The organism is Bacillus sp. ISL-51, from assembly GCF_018613535.1.
Taxonomy (GTDB): domain Bacteria; phylum Bacillota; class Bacilli; order Bacillales; family Bacillaceae; genus Bacillus.
The window spans coordinates 67,985-84,964 of record NZ_JAGGQB010000008.1; the positions used below are offsets into that span (position 1 = coordinate 67,985).

16 protein-coding genes and 2 pseudogenes are annotated in these 16,980 nt (G+C 47.2%); 14 read left to right on the top strand and 4 right to left on the bottom strand.

The window, feature by feature from the left end:
- The first annotated feature begins 38 nt into the window (after window positions 1-38).
- The 3 genes from J7E26_RS12600 to J7E26_RS12610 all read left to right on the top strand — a co-directional run bounded on the left by J7E26_RS12600 (window position 39) and on the right by J7E26_RS12610 (window position 1,891).
- The gene (locus tag J7E26_RS12600) at window positions 39-125 is read left to right on the top strand and encodes a methyltransferase domain-containing protein (RefSeq protein ID WP_214803679.1); all 87 of its coding nucleotides are present in this window, start codon (window positions 39-41) and stop codon (window positions 123-125) included.
- Window positions 126-334: 209 nt separating this feature from the next.
- Window positions 335-1,450, top strand: coding sequence for an NAD(P)/FAD-dependent oxidoreductase (locus J7E26_RS12605; protein WP_214803264.1), 1,116 nt, complete (start codon window positions 335-337; stop codon window positions 1,448-1,450).
- Window positions 1,451-1,516: 66 nt separating this feature from the next.
- Window positions 1,517-1,891, top strand: coding sequence for a nucleotide excision repair endonuclease (locus J7E26_RS12610; protein WP_214803266.1), 375 nt, complete (start codon window positions 1,517-1,519; stop codon window positions 1,889-1,891).
- A gap of 33 nt (window positions 1,892-1,924) precedes the next feature.
- Here the strand turns inward: J7E26_RS12610 and J7E26_RS12615 are convergent.
- Window positions 1,925-2,202 (bottom strand): annotated as a pseudogene (locus J7E26_RS12615) (DUF1648 domain-containing protein).
- Between the two features lie 217 nt (window positions 2,203-2,419).
- A complete protein-coding gene (locus J7E26_RS12625; protein WP_214803267.1) occupies window positions 2,420-3,346 on the bottom strand; it encodes a MerR family transcriptional regulator in 927 nt (308 codons plus the stop codon).
- 204 nt (window positions 3,347-3,550) lie between these two features.
- Here J7E26_RS12625 and J7E26_RS12630 point away from each other — a divergent pair, with 204 nt between their 5' ends.
- The 5 genes from J7E26_RS12630 to J7E26_RS12650 are packed head-to-tail and all read left to right on the top strand — an operon-like array spanning window position 3,551 to window position 8,563.
- Entirely contained in the window at window positions 3,551-4,537 is a 987-nt protein-coding gene (locus J7E26_RS12630) for an SIS domain-containing protein (RefSeq protein ID WP_214803270.1), read from the top strand.
- A gap of 52 nt (window positions 4,538-4,589) precedes the next feature.
- Complete coding sequence (locus J7E26_RS12635; RefSeq protein ID WP_214985486.1) at window positions 4,590-5,879, top strand: ABC transporter substrate-binding protein; 1,290 nt, start codon at window positions 4,590-4,592, stop codon at window positions 5,877-5,879.
- A 33-nt stretch (window positions 5,880-5,912) separates the two neighbouring features.
- The gene (locus J7E26_RS12640; RefSeq protein WP_214803272.1) at window positions 5,913-6,791 is read left to right on the top strand and encodes a carbohydrate ABC transporter permease; all 879 of its coding nucleotides are present in this window, start codon (window positions 5,913-5,915) and stop codon (window positions 6,789-6,791) included.
- A gap of 3 nt (window positions 6,792-6,794) precedes the next feature.
- Window positions 6,795-7,697, top strand: coding sequence for a carbohydrate ABC transporter permease (locus J7E26_RS12645; protein WP_214803273.1), 903 nt, complete (start codon window positions 6,795-6,797; stop codon window positions 7,695-7,697).
- A gap of 11 nt (window positions 7,698-7,708) precedes the next feature.
- Window positions 7,709-8,563 (top strand): fructoselysine 6-kinase, encoded by an 855-nt coding sequence (locus J7E26_RS12650; RefSeq protein ID WP_214803275.1) that lies wholly within the window; start codon window positions 7,709-7,711, stop codon window positions 8,561-8,563.
- 23 nt (window positions 8,564-8,586) lie between these two features.
- Here J7E26_RS12650 and frlR read toward each other — a convergent pair whose 3' ends face one another.
- Window positions 8,587-9,315 (bottom strand): transcriptional regulator FrlR, encoded by a 729-nt coding sequence (gene frlR, locus J7E26_RS12655; protein ID WP_214803277.1) that lies wholly within the window; start codon window positions 9,313-9,315, stop codon window positions 8,587-8,589.
- Window positions 9,316-9,470: 155 nt separating this feature from the next.
- Between frlR and J7E26_RS12660 the strand changes: the two genes are divergently transcribed.
- Complete coding sequence (locus J7E26_RS12660; protein ID WP_214803279.1) at window positions 9,471-10,574, top strand: ABC transporter ATP-binding protein; 1,104 nt, start codon at window positions 9,471-9,473, stop codon at window positions 10,572-10,574.
- Between the two features lie 79 nt (window positions 10,575-10,653).
- On the opposite strand, the gene J7E26_RS12665 is transcribed toward J7E26_RS12660, so the two are convergent.
- Window positions 10,654-11,526, bottom strand: coding sequence for an endonuclease I family protein (locus tag J7E26_RS12665; protein WP_214803281.1), 873 nt, complete (start codon window positions 11,524-11,526; stop codon window positions 10,654-10,656).
- A 243-nt stretch (window positions 11,527-11,769) separates the two neighbouring features.
- Between J7E26_RS12665 and allC the strand changes: the two genes are divergently transcribed.
- The 5 genes and pseudogenes from allC (at window position 11,770) to J7E26_RS12690 (ending at window position 16,950) form a co-directional block, all read left to right on the top strand.
- The gene (gene allC / locus J7E26_RS12670; RefSeq protein WP_214803283.1) at window positions 11,770-13,008 is read left to right on the top strand and encodes an allantoate deiminase; all 1,239 of its coding nucleotides are present in this window, start codon (window positions 11,770-11,772) and stop codon (window positions 13,006-13,008) included.
- 18 nt (window positions 13,009-13,026) lie between these two features.
- Window positions 13,027-14,280: a pyridoxal-phosphate-dependent aminotransferase family protein gene (locus J7E26_RS12675; protein ID WP_214803285.1), complete on the top strand. Its 1,254-nt coding sequence runs from the start codon at window positions 13,027-13,029 to the stop codon at window positions 14,278-14,280.
- Window positions 14,281-14,428: 148 nt separating this feature from the next.
- Entirely contained in the window at window positions 14,429-15,625 is a 1,197-nt protein-coding gene (locus J7E26_RS12680; protein ID WP_214803685.1) for an MFS transporter, read from the top strand.
- Between the two features lie 196 nt (window positions 15,626-15,821).
- Window positions 15,822-16,091 (top strand): annotated as a pseudogene (locus J7E26_RS12685) (integrase core domain-containing protein); the annotation flags it as partial.
- Between the two features lie 478 nt (window positions 16,092-16,569).
- Complete coding sequence (locus J7E26_RS12690) at window positions 16,570-16,950, top strand: hypothetical protein (protein WP_214803290.1); 381 nt, start codon at window positions 16,570-16,572, stop codon at window positions 16,948-16,950.
- The last annotated feature ends 30 nt before the right edge of the window (window positions 16,951-16,980 follow it).

Here is a 16,980-nt window from a genome sequence, read left to right on the forward strand (position 1 = left end):
CTCCGGAGATTGATCTATGTGACGGATTGGCATAAGACATGCCGTTTCCCGATAACACGTTTGACCTTGTCATTTCTCATTTCGTCGTTCATAACATTTCAGGCAAAAAAGAGCAGGAGCGCTGAAGCCCGAAAGCACACTTGCTGTCTCAGATATCAAATACACCTCCAATACAGAGAGCTTCTTTCAGAAAAAAAGCTTTCAGACACGAACTTATTCTTTTTATTATACATTTCCGTTTTCTATAATAATCATTGCGAATCGGCCTGATTAGGAACGGGGCGCTTGATTTGTTAAAATAAATAAGATAAAACAGATAGAAAAGGTGTTATACATGAACTCTTACATCATCATCGGGGCCGGTATTCTCGGCGCGTCGACGGCTTACCATCTCGCAAAGGCCGGAGCTGAGGTAACGGTTATTGACCGGAAGCAGCCCGGGCAGGCTACTGACGCGGCGGCGGGAATCGTGTGTCCGTGGCTGTCACAGCGCCGCAATAAGGCGTGGTATGCGCTTGCAAAGGGCGGCGCCCGATATTATGAACAATTAATCAAACAGCTTGAGGCTGACGGAGAAACCGATACCGGATACAAAAAAGTCGGAGCCGTCAGTCTGCATACTGATGAAAAAAAGCTTGATCAGATGGAGGAAAGAGCCTATAAGAGAAGAGAGGATGCCCCTGAAATCGGGGACATTACAAGATTATCTCCTGCAGAAACGAAGGCCTTGTTTCCTCCGCTGTCGGGTGAGTACGGGGCGGTCCATATCAGCGGCGCTGCCCGGGTAAACGGGAGGGCGCTTCGTGAGGCGCTGATGAACGCCGCGGTCAAACACGGCGCGTCTGTTCATAATGAAGAGGCCGCATTGCTGTCAGATCATCATACCGTGATCGGCGTGAAAACCGCGGAACGCACGCTGTACGCCGATCAGATTATTGTCACGGCCGGCGCATGGGCGAAGGAGCTGCTTGAGCCGCTCGGCATCCGTTTTTCAGTATCCTATCAAAAAGCGCAAATCGTTCATTTGGAGCTTCCGGGAGAGGAAACAGGCAGCTGGCCCGTCGTCATGCCGCCGAACGACCAGTACATTCTCGCGTTTGAAAACGGCCGGGTTGTGGCCGGCGCCACGCATGAAAATGATGCCGGCATGGATTTGCGGGTAACGGCAGGCGGTCTCCGCGAGATTTTTGAGAAAGCTTTGACCGTGGCACCTGGACTTTCAGACAGCACAATGCTTGAAGCAAGAGTCGGGTTCAGGCCGTTTACGCCCGGATTTCTCCCTGTCATCGGCACGCTGCCGAGTGTCAGCGGCCTTTTGATTGCCAATGGGCTCGGTGCATCAGGATTGACCAGCGGACCGTATCTCGGGGCCGAATTGGCGAAACTCGCACTCGGGCAGCAGACAGAAATTGACCTGGGCCTCTACGATCCTGCGGGCGCGCTTGAATGAAAGATAGCTTTTCGTGTCTTTTTATGTTAGGATGGAGCTTTAATGAATAAGAGGACGTGACCCATTTTGATAAAAATAAACCTACCTGCTCCTGACGTAACCATTACAGAACGGCAGCAGTCACCGTCGGAAAATGAACCGGCGATTAAAGCGATTTACGGCTTCATTGATTTTCACCAAATTCCGAGAGACAAAGGCGGCATATTTATGTTTTATAACATTCATGATGAGCTGCTGTTTGTCGGGAAAGCCAGGAAATTAAGACAAAGAATCAAAAAGCATTTTGAAGACAATGTGTCGCCTGTTAAAAATCACAGAGACGAAGTGTATAAAATTGAAGTATGTGTCGTAAATGATCCGATGGAAAGGGATATTTACGAAACGTACGCAATCAATACCCTTCAGTCGAAATACAACATTGAGAAAGTATTTTATAAATAAGCAAAACCGGAGCCTTTTAAGCTCCGGTTTTATTTATGCCTGCAGCGCCAGCCACATCACCGCAATGTGGACGATCAGGAGGCAATAGACGACTAGGAAAAACTGGACATATCGTTTCTGATAAACATACAAACGATCATCAGCACAGGAAAAACAAGTACGCCGATCGTCTTATTAATCGCAATGTTGGGGCGATTTGTCACGTCGTAATGAATGGCCATATCTGCAGGAAGAAACGGATAGAAAACAATCGACAGAATAAATGCCAGAATCACCGTTCCCCACAGCACTTTATCATTCATCAAAAACATATGAACACTCCTTTATTTTTACATATAAAAGTATATTAGTCCGAAAAAATTTCTTAATATTTCACCTGATCGTTTTAGCCGCAGCGGCCATCATTTTGACAGTGGCCAGCGTAGATGAGGACTCTGATTTAGGAAAAGAGCAGCTCATCGCCAATGTCGTTGACAGAATTAACGCGCAGCATTAAAGCTCATGGGAGAAACGCTAAGGAAACGCGCCTTAGCGTTTTTTTAATTGCAACGCCTGTTTTAAATACGCTTCTGAATCAAATCCGAGTGCCTCGTCCGCTTCTTTTTTGATTTCAAGCTGATATTGCACATACTTGTCATATTTTGGGCTCAATTTCTGGAGGAGATTGCTGAAAGGCGACCCTTCCTTCATCGCCGGTAAATCAGAAGCTGTTTCCCCGAGCTTGATTAGGTTTTCTCTGTATTCGTCATCTGTCTGCACTCTCTTAACAAGCTGGATAAGGGTGTTTTTATGGGTTTCCCAAGTTGCGGGATCTTTCTGCAATATCAGCTTAATAAATTGGTCGTGCTGGGCTTTGTATTGCTGAAGCTGTGCCGGATCCTCCTGTCCGAGCTGCTGCATCATCGGATGTGCCGCCGGGACTTCTTCCATATCATCCAATACTTTGATCAGTTCTGCCCAATTCTCTTTTTTCTCATCTAAATCAATGGCAAAGTCAAAGAATGGTTCAAACAGCGCCGCGATAAATTCTCCGAACTCTCCCGGGAACAGCTTTTTCAGCTGAAGGCCCATATACTTCGGTTCATCGATTTTCACTTCTCCGATATCATGTAAAATCGAATCGACATTTTCTGAATCCTTCACCCGTTTGATCAGCATCTCCGTTAATTTCCGTTCCTGCTCCAGCTCTTCAATTTGCAGGCTGAGCTTTTGATGCTGCTGCTGTAAAATATCATGTAAGCTGCTGCCCTCTAATAAGAATGCTTTAATGTCGCTGACAGACAGCGCCAGCATTCTGAGGGCGGCAATCATTTTCAGTGTATTGACATCCTGATCCGAGTATTCCCGGTAGCCGTTGTCAGGATTTTTGCTGACCGTAATCAGCCCTTCCTGTTCATAATATTTGATGGCTTTTTTCGTGAGGCCCGTCTGACGGGCTGCTTCTTTTATATTCATTTTGCATCACTCCTTGCTTCCCATTCTAAACGTGTCTCTAAGGGTCAGGTCAAGAGAGTGCGGGAAAGTAAACTGAGTCTGTTTTCTCTATCATATTTTAGAAATTTCAGAAAATAATATTGACAACACTCCCGTTATGAGATTAATATAACGTTATATAATGTTATATAACGTTATATAATAAAATACTGAGGAGTGAAGGATTTGAGTCAAACTGCCGCAAAAGTGAATCAAGAGGTTCAGGCTTTCTTGCAAGATTTGAAAGGAAAAACGATTGATCATGTCTTTTTTGTCGCATGCGGAGGTTCTTCAGCCATTATGCACCCGAGCAAGTACGTGTTTGACAGAGAGGCGAAAGCAATCAGTTCCGATCTCTACAGCTCGAATGAATTTATTCAGCGCAATCCCGTGCAGCTCGGAGAAAACTCTCTCGTTATTTTGTGCTCGCATTCAGGCAACACGCCGGAAACGGTAAAAGCCGCCGGGTTTGCGAGAAAAAAAGGCGCGCTGACAATAGCGATGACCTTTGAGCCTGGCTCCCCGTTAGCGAAAGAAGCTCAATATGTCGCCGTATACGATTGGGGCGAAGAAGCATTGGCGATAAACACAAACTACGGCGTCCTTTACCAAATTGTCTTCGGCGCTTTAAACGTACTGGAAAACCATGCGGCGTTTGAGCAGGCGATCGACGGGCTTGATAAGCTGCAGGCCGTTTATGATAAAGCGCTTGAACAGGAAGCGGAAAACGCGAAAGCATTTGCGAAAGCCCACGAAAAAGAAGACATCATTTATACAATGGCAAGCGGTGCAAACTACGGCGTCGCTTACTCCTACAGCATCTGCATTCTTATGGAAATGCAATGGATTCACTCCCACGCCATTCATGCCGGAGAATATTTTCACGGGCCGTTCGAAATCATTGATGAATCCGTTCCGTTTATTATTCTGCTCGGCTTAGATGAAACAAGGCCGCTTGAAGAGCGGGCGCTTTCCTTCTCTAAAAAATACGGCAAAAAACTGACTGTGCTTGATGCTGAAACGTATAATTTTTCCGGAATTGGTGAATCGGTAAAAGGTTATCTTGCTCCCCTCGTGTTAAACAGGGTGCTGAGAAGCTATGCGGATGCTTTGGCCGATGCAAGAAATCATCCGTTAAGCCAGAGACGATATATGTGGAAAGTCGAATATTAAAATCGCGGATTATACTTCATCAGACTATAATGATATATAACATTATAGTCTGATGACAAAGGAGGAAAAGCATCTGAAAAAGCTCATTTGTCTGTTTATTCTGATATCCGTATTTCTGCTTTCCGTCACCGGCTGTTCAAGCCAAAGCAGTTCCTCAGACGGGAAAGTGACCCTGAAGTTTTTCCACAGGTGGCCGAAAGAGCCGGAAAAAAGCTATTTTGAAGAGGCGGTTAAGGAATTTGAAGCCGCTCATCCGGACATTCACATCCAAACTGAAGCGGTATTAAATGATTCCTATAAAGATAAAGTCAAAGTCATGCTAGGGACAACGAGCCCTCCTGATATTTTCTTTTCATGGAGCGACCGATTTGCAGATAAATTCATCAAAGGAAATAAAGCCCTCGATCTTTCTTCCTTTTATCAACAAGATAAGGATTGGTCTTCACAGCTTGTCCAGTCACAAATCAAACCCTTTACGTATAACGGCAAAGAGTACGGCGTTCCTTGGCAAATGGACGCAAAATCATTTTTTTATAATAAAGACATTTTTAAGAAACTGAACCTGAAGCCGCCGGCGACGTGGAATGAGCTTATCACGGTGTCTGCAAAGCTGAAGGAAAACGGGTATATCCCGATCAGCTTCGGCACAAAAGCGCCGTGGACCATTTCCCATTATATCGGGACACTGAACCAGCGCATGGTGGATGAAAAAACGAGAGAAAAAGATTATAACCCGAAAACGGGATCATTTACAGATGAAGGCTACGTCAAAGCGCTTGAAAAGCTTGAGGAGCTTATGCCTTACTTTACAAAGCATGTGAACTCCGTGGATCACGAATATGTGCGGCAGCAATTTACGAGCGGAAAAGCGGCGATGATTTATGCAGAGACGGCAGAGATTAAGCTCGTTGACCCGGTGAACCTGGGACTGTTTCCGTTTCCGAAAATCAGCGGGGAAAAGGGATCACCTCGCGCATTAACCGGATCGCCAGAAGGGTTTATGATTTCTTCGAAAACGAAGCACCCGAAGGAAGCGATGGAATTTCTCCAGTTTTTAACCTCGAAAAAAATGGGTGAGAAGCTGATCAAGGATGTCGGCAAATACAGTGCGGTTCAGGGAACGGCGACAGAAAAGAATTCGGCCCCGATCCAGCGTGAAGCCGTACAGGACATCACAAGCGCCGAATCAATGGTGCCGTGGTTTGATATGGATGTTGATGTTGAAATCGCGGATGTGTATGCCGCAAGCGTCCAGCAGATGCTTGGGGGAACGATGACGCCGCAGCAGGTGATGAAGGCGGTGCAAAAAGCAGCGCAGCAAGTCAAAGCGTCCGCTGAATAGAAAAGGCTCTTTTGTTAAAGGAGATGAATGTTCTTGGTCAACCAAAATCGATTCATTCCGTATTTGTTTCTTGCGCCGGCTCTGATTTTTTTACTTTTCGTTTACGTTCCGATTATTGAAAATGTGTTTTTCAGTTTGTTTGAATGGAGCTCATTTAATCCTGAAAAAACGTTTATCGGATTTAAAAACTATATCGAGCTGTTTCATGATCCTGTGTTTTTCAAAGCGCTCGGCAACAATGTGCTGTATGCGGTGATTTCGCTTATCTGCCAAGTGTGCGGAGGGTTAATCCTGGCGGCTGTGCTGGAAGACAGATTGGTGAGAAAGTGGTCGCCGTTTTTCCGCACGGTATTTTTTCTCCCTGTCGTCATTTCCATGACCGTCATTGCTTTGCTGTTTGATTTTATTTATAACCCGGAGATCGGGCTATTGAATCAGCTGTTGGAGGCCGTCGGGCTTGATGAGCTGACGCGGGCCTGGCTCGGCGATGAAAGCACCGCCATGCTGTCTGTCATTTTTGTTTCTCAATGGCAGTCCGTCGGTTATATCGCCATGTTGTATATTGTATCCATTCAAAAGATACCGGATGAATTGTACGAATCGGCACAGCTGGACGGCGCAGGCAAGGTGCAGCAGTTTTTTCACATTACAGTGCCGCAGACGAAAGAAATGTCGTTTGTTGCGGTGGTAATGACGCTGACCGGGGCATTTACCGTATTTAACGAGCCGTACATTTTGACAGGCGGCGGGCCGGGTAACGCTTCTGAAGTGCTGAGCACGTTTTTATATAAGAGCGCCTTTACAAAAGATATGATGGGATACGCTTCTGCGATCGCGACCGTGGTGCTTTTGCTTACGCTTGCCTTGTCGCTCATGCAAATGAAGTTTTTTAAAACCGGAAAGGAGGAGTAGCCGATGCTTCCCGAAAAGACGGATTCATACAGAATGGAACCGGATCTGAATCACACGCCGGCCGTGAAAACAGCTGGAAAGCGGAGAAAATGGTTTATCGGTGAAACGTCTGTATGGCTGTTTCTCTTTATCTATTTGATTGCCGTCGCTTATCCCCTTTTGTGGATGGTCATCAGCGCCTTTAAAAGCTCGGATGAAATTTTTGAGCGCAGCTGGTCGCTTCCTTCTGTTTGGCATTTTGAAAACTTCGTGTCCGCTTGGAATCAGGGGATTTCCGCTTATTTTATGAACAGTGTCATTGTGACCGTGCTGACGTGCCTGATTACCGTATTTGTCAGCGCTTGGGCGGCATACGGGCTGTCACGTTTTCAATTTAAAGGAAAAGGATTTCTGCTTATCATCTGCCTTGGCGGATTGATGCTGACGCCGCAAGTCAGCCTTGTGCCGCTTTATTCCATTATTCAATCGCTGGGGCTGTACAATACGTACTGGGCTTTGATTCTCCCGTACGCCGCTTATCGGATTCCGTTTACGATCATATTGATCCGCTCGTATTTTCTGTCAATTTCTAAGGAGCTGGAAGAGGCGGCGTATCTTGATGGCTGTACTAGTTTCGGTGTATTTTTCAGAATATTCTTACCTATGAGCGTACCGATTTTGATTACGTCCGGTATTTTGACGGCTTACCATACGTGGAACGAGTTTATGTTTGCGATCATCTTTATAGATGACGAAAATCTGCGGACGATACCGGCGGGGCTGATGCAGTTCAGAGATGCATTGCAGACTGACTGGGGCGTGCTGCTTGCAGGGTTAACCATTTCGGCTGCTCCGATTATCGTGCTGTTTTTATTTATGCAGAAATATTTTATTCGCGGCATCGCCGCCGGAAGCGTAAAAGGATAAGGAGGATGAAAATGAAACTGATTGCGGTGGGAGACAATGTAGTAGATTATTATCAGGATCAAGAGACGTTTTATCCGGGCGGGAATGCTTTAAATGTGGCGGTGCTTGCAAGACGTTTGGGCCATGACGCTTCTTACATCGGCATCCTCGGCAGTGATGAAGCGGCAGCTCATCTATTAAACGTGCTGAAGCTTGAGAAGGTGAACACCGATTATATCCGCCAGGCATACGGTGAAAACGGAATGGCGGTCGTAACACTTGATGAGCGGGGCGACAGAATATTTGTCGGGTCGAATAAAGGCGGCGTGCAATCGCGTCTGACACTCGCTTTTCAGGAGCACGATGTAACATTTATCAGAGAGCATGATGTGTTGCATACGAGCGTATACAGCAGGATTGAACGCGATCTTCCGAATTTATGCGGCATTGTGCCGATTTCCTTTGATTTTTCAACAAAACGAGAGGATTCGTATTTACAAACGGTTTGTCCGTACGTGACGTATGCGTTTTTTTCCGGCAGTGATCTGAGTGAGTCCGAATGCGTGAAGCTTGCCGAAAAAGCACATGGCTTCGGTGTGAAAATCGTGTGTTTGACAAGAGGTGAACATGGGGCTGTGTTATCGGATGGGGCCCGCATCTATCATCAGCCGATTGTAAGGGCTGATATAATAGATACATTGGGGGCGGGAGATTCTTTTATCGCCGGATTCCTTACCGCCTTTTTTGAGCATCAGGATATTCGGCATGCGCTTTTAGGGGCCGCACAGACGGCTGCGAAAACGTGCGGGGTATTCGGGGCGTTCGGATACGGTCATCCATACAAGCCTGACGGCGGCAAAAGCAGTGAAAAAACGAGAATACTATAAGCAGTGTCTCGTTTTTTATGCCTTTACGTGTAAGGGCTGTTAATGGTAAATGTGACGCGGTCAGTATGCATTAAAAACAGCGAGCTGTAAATTGGCTGGTCTTTTGACATAAAAGCGGTCTTGTCAATTTCAAAAAGCGCATCTCCGATATCACAAGCCAAATACCGGCTTTCTTCCTGTTTGGCATACACGACATTTAACAGCTTCGTGTTATGGGTGGGAACGACTTGATAGTGCTGTTTCAAAATATCATGCATGGATACGCCGTCACTGATGAACGTGCCGATATCGGGAAACAAATGAAGCGGGTAGTGGGCGATTTCGAATGAGAGCGGCTGGTCGTCGTGAAATAAAATGCGTTTTAATTCAAGGACGGGGCTCTCAGGAGCGACGTTGAGCTTTTGAGCGATCGGTTTGGGCGCTTCGATGATTTCGTGGGAAAGGACCTGATGTTTCGGTTTTTTTCCTGTCGATTCCATAAATTCGGAGTAGCCGTTAACCGCGATCAGCTCCCGTTTCAGTTTAGGGCTTTTCACGAACGTTCCTTTTCCCTGCTGCCGAATGAGCCAGCCTTCTTCAACCAGGTCGAGGATGGCCTTTCTGACGGTTATCCGGCTGACATTGTACGTTTCGCAAAGCTCGTTTTCAGAAGGCAGTTTGACGGACGGGGAATAAATGCCCTTTTTAATGTCATCCGCAATAATTTGTTTCAGCTGAATATATAAAGGTTTTGAACTCCCGTTATTTAACAATAGGGCGGGCCTCCTTATCTCATGTATTATGTATATTATATGTATTATGACGTTATAATACAAATTTGCTTTTATATTATGAATCTGGCAGAACCCCGATCATTTTAAAAATAACAGAAAGCTGAGGAGGTTTCCAGTATTGGAGGAGGTTTCTAATGGCAACATTAACATTTGATCATGTCAAAAAAACATATGGCTCTCAGTCACTGACAGTCAAAGATTTTCATTTAGATGTAAAGGATCAGGAGCTTTTGGTTCTTGTCGGTCCGTCAGGCTGCGGCAAATCTACGACACTCAGAATGATCGCCGGGCTTGAGAGTATTTCAGAGGGCCATCTTTATATCGGCGGTGATTTGGTGAATCATCTGCCGCCGAAGGATCGCGACATAGCCATGGTTTTTCAGAATTACGCGCTGTACCCGCATATGACGGTATTTGATAATATGGCGTTCGGGCTCAAGCTTAAAAAAATGCCGAAAAAAGAGATCACAGAGCGTGTCCGGGCTGCCGCCGATATTTTGGAAATCGGGCATTTGCTGAAGCGGAAGCCGAAGGCCCTATCAGGCGGGCAGCGGCAGAGGGCCGCGCTCGGACGGTCGATCGTCCGTGAGCCGAGGGTTTTTTTAATGGACGAGCCGCTTTCCAATCTAGACGCGAAGTTGCGCGTGACGATGCGCGCCGAAATCAGCAAGCTCCATCAGCGGCTGAAGGCGACCATCATTTATGTGACGCATGATCAAACAGAAGCGATGACGATGGGGGACAGAATTGTCGTGATGAATGAAGGGGACATTCAGCAGGCGGCAAGCCCTCACGATATTTATCACTATCCGGCGAATATGTTTGTGGCAGGGTTTATCGGCTCACCGGCGATGAATTTTATGAAGGGCGTGATTGAGGAAAAGCAGGGAGAGCTGTTTTTTGCCAACCCGTCTGTTCGTTTGCTTATTCCGAAAGAAAAAGCTGTCATGCTGAAGCAAAAAGGATATAGCGGCAAGCAGATGATGCTTGGGCTGCGCCCGGAGCATATGGCGCTCGCGAATTCTAACAAGCCGCTTGGCTCAGTGTGCCGGGCCGTTGCGGAGGTATGTGAAAACTTAGGCGCGGAAATGCATGTTCACGCAGCTGCGGGAGAGGAACGGCTGACCGTCCGCCTTGACGGAGGCACGCAAGTCAGGATTGGCGACGCCATTCAGCTTGACCTCAATATGGAACGGGCCATCTTTTTTGATGCTGATACTGAGGAAGCCGTCTATTAATAAAGGGAGCCTGACTGCCGGGGCTCCCTTTACACTTTTCATATGTTCGGCCAGAAAATGAGCCGGCTCTCTTCTGTCTTTACTGCCAAATCTCATCTGCCCATTCCGGGTGGTCAATAAATGGGTTGCGGTTGTGCTGATAGTCTTCATAAATGATGTCGTTTCGCCGTTTTTCGGTGCTGTCGACGGGGTCTTGTTTATTCCATTTGAGCAAAACGGACAGTTTCCCCATATACGGAGCGGAGCCGTTTCCCGTTTTCTCATTCAGTTCAAGGTCTGGATATCCGTCGTCTCCTTCATAGCGCACCGCCATGTAAAAAAGCATGCGTGCGACGTCTCCCTTAACCTCATTTCGCGGCTCCCACGAATCGCCGTCATAGTAATTGCCCGGCGCTTTAGGGTATTCCGTGCCGCCGTTATCAAAATCCATGTTGCCCCTGGCGCTGTTCACCTGGACATCCGCCGGACGCAAATGATGAATATCAGTGCCGGGACCTGCCGCGGTTCCGAAGTTTCCGTGTGACTTTGCCCATACGTGCTCGCGGTTCCAGTCGCCGACACTGCCTCCGTTTTTACTTTTTGCCCGTGATTCCTGTGTATAGAGCAAGATGACATTGTTCGGGTTTGCCGGGTCTTCGTCAGTTTCTTTTAACGCATCCCACACTTGGCTGTAAGACAGCTTCGTTTGACCGCTGATGATGCGGTGCAGGGCGCTTTTTAAGGCTGTCCCGTTTTTTCCCGAAGCTTCCTTGTAATACGTATCCGTATCCGCCGAAGGAGCGATGGGAGCCGGGGCGGATTGCGGTAAAACATGTGTGCCTCCGGCAGTTGAAACCGCCAATCGGCCGTACAGGTTCATTTCGGTTGGCGAGCCTGCAGAGGCAGACGGCGCAACCCATCCGGAAATCAATAACAAACAGACGAGCGGCAGCAGCCATTGTTTTTTTGTCATTACTTGCCCTCCTTTCCCTCTATTATCCAAAAAATAAAGCTCAAATTCTATCTTTTTCGAAAAATGGTACCTTTGGATCGGTGTCCATCAGACTTTCGGCTTATGAAGCCGCAGGGCTGCGATTGGATAGGATATCTAAAAAACAAAAGATTTTTTAGATGAAATGATAATGAACTCTGTATGCGCTCCTTCTATAATGAAGGTCACCGTGACAGTTCTGCCAGAATGAAAGGGAGGGAGCATATGGAACATCAGCAGCTTTCGGCCAATAACGGAATTACCGATTACATACAATGGCTGTCTCAATTCGGAGCATCCGCTGAAGGCGGCGTGACGAGGCTTTTATACACAAAGGAATGGATGGACGCCCAGCTTGCCGTGAAAAAGAAAATGGCGTCATTAGGGCTTGAAACGAGATTTGATGATGTCGGAAATGTGTTTGGCCGGCTGAGCGGTACAGAGTCACCCGGCGAGCTGATTTTGACAGGGTCGCATATTGATACTGTTATTAACGGCGGGAAATATGACGGAGCATACGGCGTGCTTGCCGCCATGCTTGCGATCACCCATCTTCGAAAGACATACGGACGCCCGAAAAAAACGCTGGAAGCTGTTTCGCTTTGTGAGGAGGAAGGGAGCCGTTTTCCCATGACCTATTGGGGATCAGGAAATATAACCGGTGCTTTCTCACTTTCAGATGCGGAAGAGCCAAGTGATGGATCAGGTGTTTCCTTAAAAGAAGCAATGCTTCAATACGGTTTCGGGGCAGGCCGCTACACCTCACCTTTCCGGACGGATATAAAAGCCTTTCTTGAAATTCATATTGAACAGGGACCAACGCTCGAAAGATCGGGAAAGGACATCGGCGTTGTCACTGGAATCGCCGGGCAGAGGCGCTATAATGTAACGCTTTACGGAGAATGCAACCATGCGGGCACCACCTCGATGAAGTGGCGGAAGGACCCGCTTGCAGCGGGAAGCAGAATCATCCACGAGCTCGTCCTATTGGCGGAAAAACAGCCGAAAGAACTTCGTCTGACTTGCGGAAAAATGACGGTTGAGCCGAATGTGCCGAACGTCATCCCGGGCCGGATTCAATTTTCCATTGATATCCGCCACCAGGCAGAGGCCGTGCTGAGCGACTTTCATCAAAAACTGGCATCTCTTATTGAAAGAATCAGTCACGAAAAAGGCGTCCGGCCCGTCATTGACGAATATATGAGAATAGAGCCGGTACCGATGGATCAAACGCTGACACGAGCGGCTGTCGAAGCGGCAGCTGAACTGGGCGCAAGCTGTGAGGAAATCATAAGCGGGGCGGGGCATGATGCTCAGATGATCGGCAGGACATTTCCGGCCTGCATGCTGTTTGTGCCGAGCCGGGGCGGAGTCAGCCATTCGCCGCTTGAATTTACCTCCGCACATCAGCTGGATATCGGCGTCCGTACGTTAGCGAATTTATTATATAAGCTTGCTTATTAATATAAAGGAGGAATCAGCGTGACAGTCAGAAAAGAATTGTGCCTTCCGCAAAGAACGATTATGACACCGGGGCCGGTGGAGGCGGATCCGAGAGTGCTGAGGGCAATGGGAATCCCTATCATCGGCCAGTTTGACCCGGCTTTTACCGGTATCATGAATGAGACGATGCAAATGCTCCGTGAATTGTTTCAAACGGAAAACCGCTGGGCCTATCCGATTGACGGCACATCAAGGGCGGGAATTGAGGCCGTCCTGGCGAGTGTAATAGAACCGGGCGACAGCGTGCTCGTTCCGATATACGGCCGTTTCGGCTATCTGCTGACCGAAATCGCAGAGCGGTACGGGGCAGACGTTCACACGATGGAATGTGAGTGGGGAACGGTATTTCGGCCTAAAGACATTATCAGCGAGATGAAAAAGGTTCATCCGAAAATTGTTGCTATGGTGCACGGAGAAACGTCAACGGGACGCATCCATCCTTTAAAAGAAATCGGGGAAGCGTGCCGCGCTCAAAATGCCCTCTTTATCGTTGATGCCGTAGCTACGATCGGAGGCTGTGCCGTCAAAACTGATGAGTGGAAAATCGATGCGGTTATCGGCGGAACGCAAAAATGTTTATCAGTCCCTTCAGGGATGGCGCCGATTACATATAACGACCGAACGGCGAAGGTGATTGCGGCTCGTAAAAAGGTGGAGCGCGGCATCGCGACGGCGGCTGACAGCATGCGATTTTCCGGTCATCGTCCGATTACGAGCAATTATTTTGATTTAAGCCAGCTGGAAGACTATTGGAGTGAAAGAAGGCTGAATCACCATACAGAAGCGACCACTATGCTGTATGCGCTGCGAGAAGGTGTGCGCGTTGTTCTCGAAGAAGGGCTTGATAACCGTTTCCGCAGGCATCGCCGTCATGAAGAAGCGCTTGCGGCGGGGCTGGAAGCGATGGGGCTCGTTTTATTCGGTGATCCGGGGTGCAAACTTCCGGTTGTCACATGTGTACAGGTCCCGAAAGAAGCCGATGGAGAATCTGTCAGACGTATGCTGCTGTCGCAATTCGGAATTGAAATCGCCAGCTCGTTCGGACCGCTCGAGGGAAAAATATGGCGGATCGGAACGATGGGCTACAGCTGCAGAAAGGAAAATGTGCTGTTTGTGCTGGCCGGACTCGAAGCTGTTCTCATCAGGCATGATGTTCCCGTCAGAGCGGGCAAAGCGCTGCAGGCGGCGCTTGATGCATATGACATGTCAACTGAAACAGCGGGAGCTGAATAGCTTGCACCATTTAGCTGTCATGATGACAGGGTCTTAGCAGGAAATCATCTGGACTTTATTCCCTTTTCCCCGTTATACTGTAAGAGATAAAAAATGACAATTCTGGAATGATCGCCTGTTTTGTCTGGGGAGAAGGTAGTGAATCATGATGACGTACATAGGCAGATTATCAATTTTAATGCTTAATATGTTTATAGCAATGCTTGGAATCGGGCTGATTATTCCGATAATGCCCGCATATATAACGGAATTCGGAGCAACAGGGAGTACGATGGGCCTTCTTGTCGCGGCGGCGGGGGTTACACAGCTCTTATTTGCGCCTATTGCCGGGGAAATAACCGACAAATACGGACGGCGAAAACTGATTATATTCGGCATTGCAGCGTTTGCGGTGTCGCAATTGATATTTGCATTTGCCGGCAGTCTGTGGCAATTATTCGCGTCCCGGCTCTTGGGCGGGATAGGCGCCGCATTTTTAATGCCGTCCATGTTTGCGTACATCGCGGATATTACGACGGAAGAAGAGCGGGGCAAAGGAATGGGGCTGTTCAGCGCGGCGATGACACTCGGAGTCGTGATCGGGCCCGGCGTCGGCGGCTACTTAATTCATTACGGCATGTCCGTTCCGTTCATTGTGTCCGCAATTCTTGCTTGTTTTTCAACGGTGCTCTCATTTTTCTTCCTGCCTGAGACGCTGGACCGGGAAAAGCAGCTGGAAGCCCGCGCGAAAAGGGAAAAGCGTGAACATCTGCTGAAACAAATGTCACGCGCGCTCAAATCGCCATTTGCATTTATGCTGATTTTGGTTTTTGTGCTTAACTTCGGCATTATGAACTTTGAATCGATTTTCGGCCTTTATGTTGATCATAAGCATGGGTTTAAAGCGTCTGACATTGCTTTCATTATTACGGTTGCCGGCCTTATCGGCGTTTTTGTGCAGGCTGTCGGCGTCAGTTTTCTCGTCCGCAAGTTCGGTGAGAAACGTGTCATTAACGCCACCCTTATCGGCGCAGCTGCCGGACTCGTATGGTGCCGGTTTGCCGGTTCATATTGGACGGTGTTTGCGGCCGCTATCTTTTTTCTTATGCTGACGTCTCTGCTCCGGCCGGCAGTCAATACGATGCTGTCAAAGCTTGCTGGTGATCAGCAGGGCTTTGCCGGCGGGATGAATACTTCATTTATCAGCTTGGCAAATATCGCCGGACCGTCAGCAGCCGGTTTTCTCTTTGACGTTAATATGGAGATTCCGTATATGCTTGGTGCGGCCATTCTTGTCATCAGCTTTCTGGCTGCATTGAGCTGGAGCAGAAAAGAACAGGCCCGGCCATTTACACAAGAAGGATAATCGAAAGCCTCCGGAGAGCCGGGGGCTTTTTCGTTTTTTTTCTAATTTCAGTCGTTTTTGATTGAATGAATCCGAGGATTTTACCGGAGGTACTATTGAAGTAACAAAAAAGCCCCTTACAGTGTAAAGGGTTAGGGCTGACCCCATAGAATGAGACAAATAAAAACACCTTTAAGTTGAAAAGCGGGTATGAAATACTTGTTTTGTCTATCAGCATGCAGTCAAAGAAAAAGGCATTATCATGAGCATGTCCCGTAAAGGGACACCCACTGATAATGCCTCCATCGAATCGTTTCATTCCTCGCTAAAGTCTGAAACGTTCTATCTCGACAAGTTGGAAAGCACTGTGACGGCCATCATAGAGCAAATAACTGACGAAACTTATATTCACTATTATAACCATATCCGTATTCAAGCGAGACTAAACAACCAGCCGCCGGTCATATACCGGCAGCTGGCTGTTTAAAGGTGTTTTGAGCCCTGTCAAAAACGGGGGTCAGTCCCCGCTTCCGTCAGGTGTTTTTTTAATTACAAGCCCATTAACAAAGGGAGCGGCCGAAAAACAGATTCACTAGCACTTCTTTCTTACTAACAGGACAAAGGAAACAGTCAACAACGGAGTTGATAGTGCATACGGTCCAAAAACAACGAAAGCGGTCAAACGGTTCAATCTACACACTGCCTTACTGCTAACAGGATATAAGATAAGACCCAAAAACGAAATAAGACTTGTCACTTTTGAAATAAATGAAACAGCCCTTTTGCCCTTTAGTAGGGCTGTTTCAAACTAATATAAGGATAATGAATCGGTAATGGAATTACATATATTAGGGAAAATAAAGAAATCTCTGGAATAGCGGTTCTGAAAAATGGTAGAATGTTTTTGTATTCAAATATTTTACATACTTGTAAAATTAAATTAAATTCGAGAGGGTGAAAGAAACATGAAAAAATGTTTAAGTGCTGTAGTAATTGGTTGTGTAGTTTTGTTCAGTTCTTTTATGGTACATCAAGAATCTGCTTCGGCAGCTCCACAAGTGGAGACAATTCTCCAAAAAACGCAAACTTCAAGCTCTACGAAGAGAATTAAAGTTAAATCCGGTCAAAATTTGCAGGTCCGTGCCTTCCCCTACAACAATAAAACTATTAAGTTGACCGTATTCAAAAATGGTAAAGCGTGGACAAGTGACCTAACAAATTCTCCATTCATCTATGATTATACTTTTAAAAAACCTGGGGCGGGAGAATATTCACTAAGATTATATTGCGGAAAAAATGGCGGTCAAAAAGGTTGTTATGGTCAAGGTCTACTCACTGTGAGATAATGTAAAACAAAAGACGCCAATTGCTTGGCG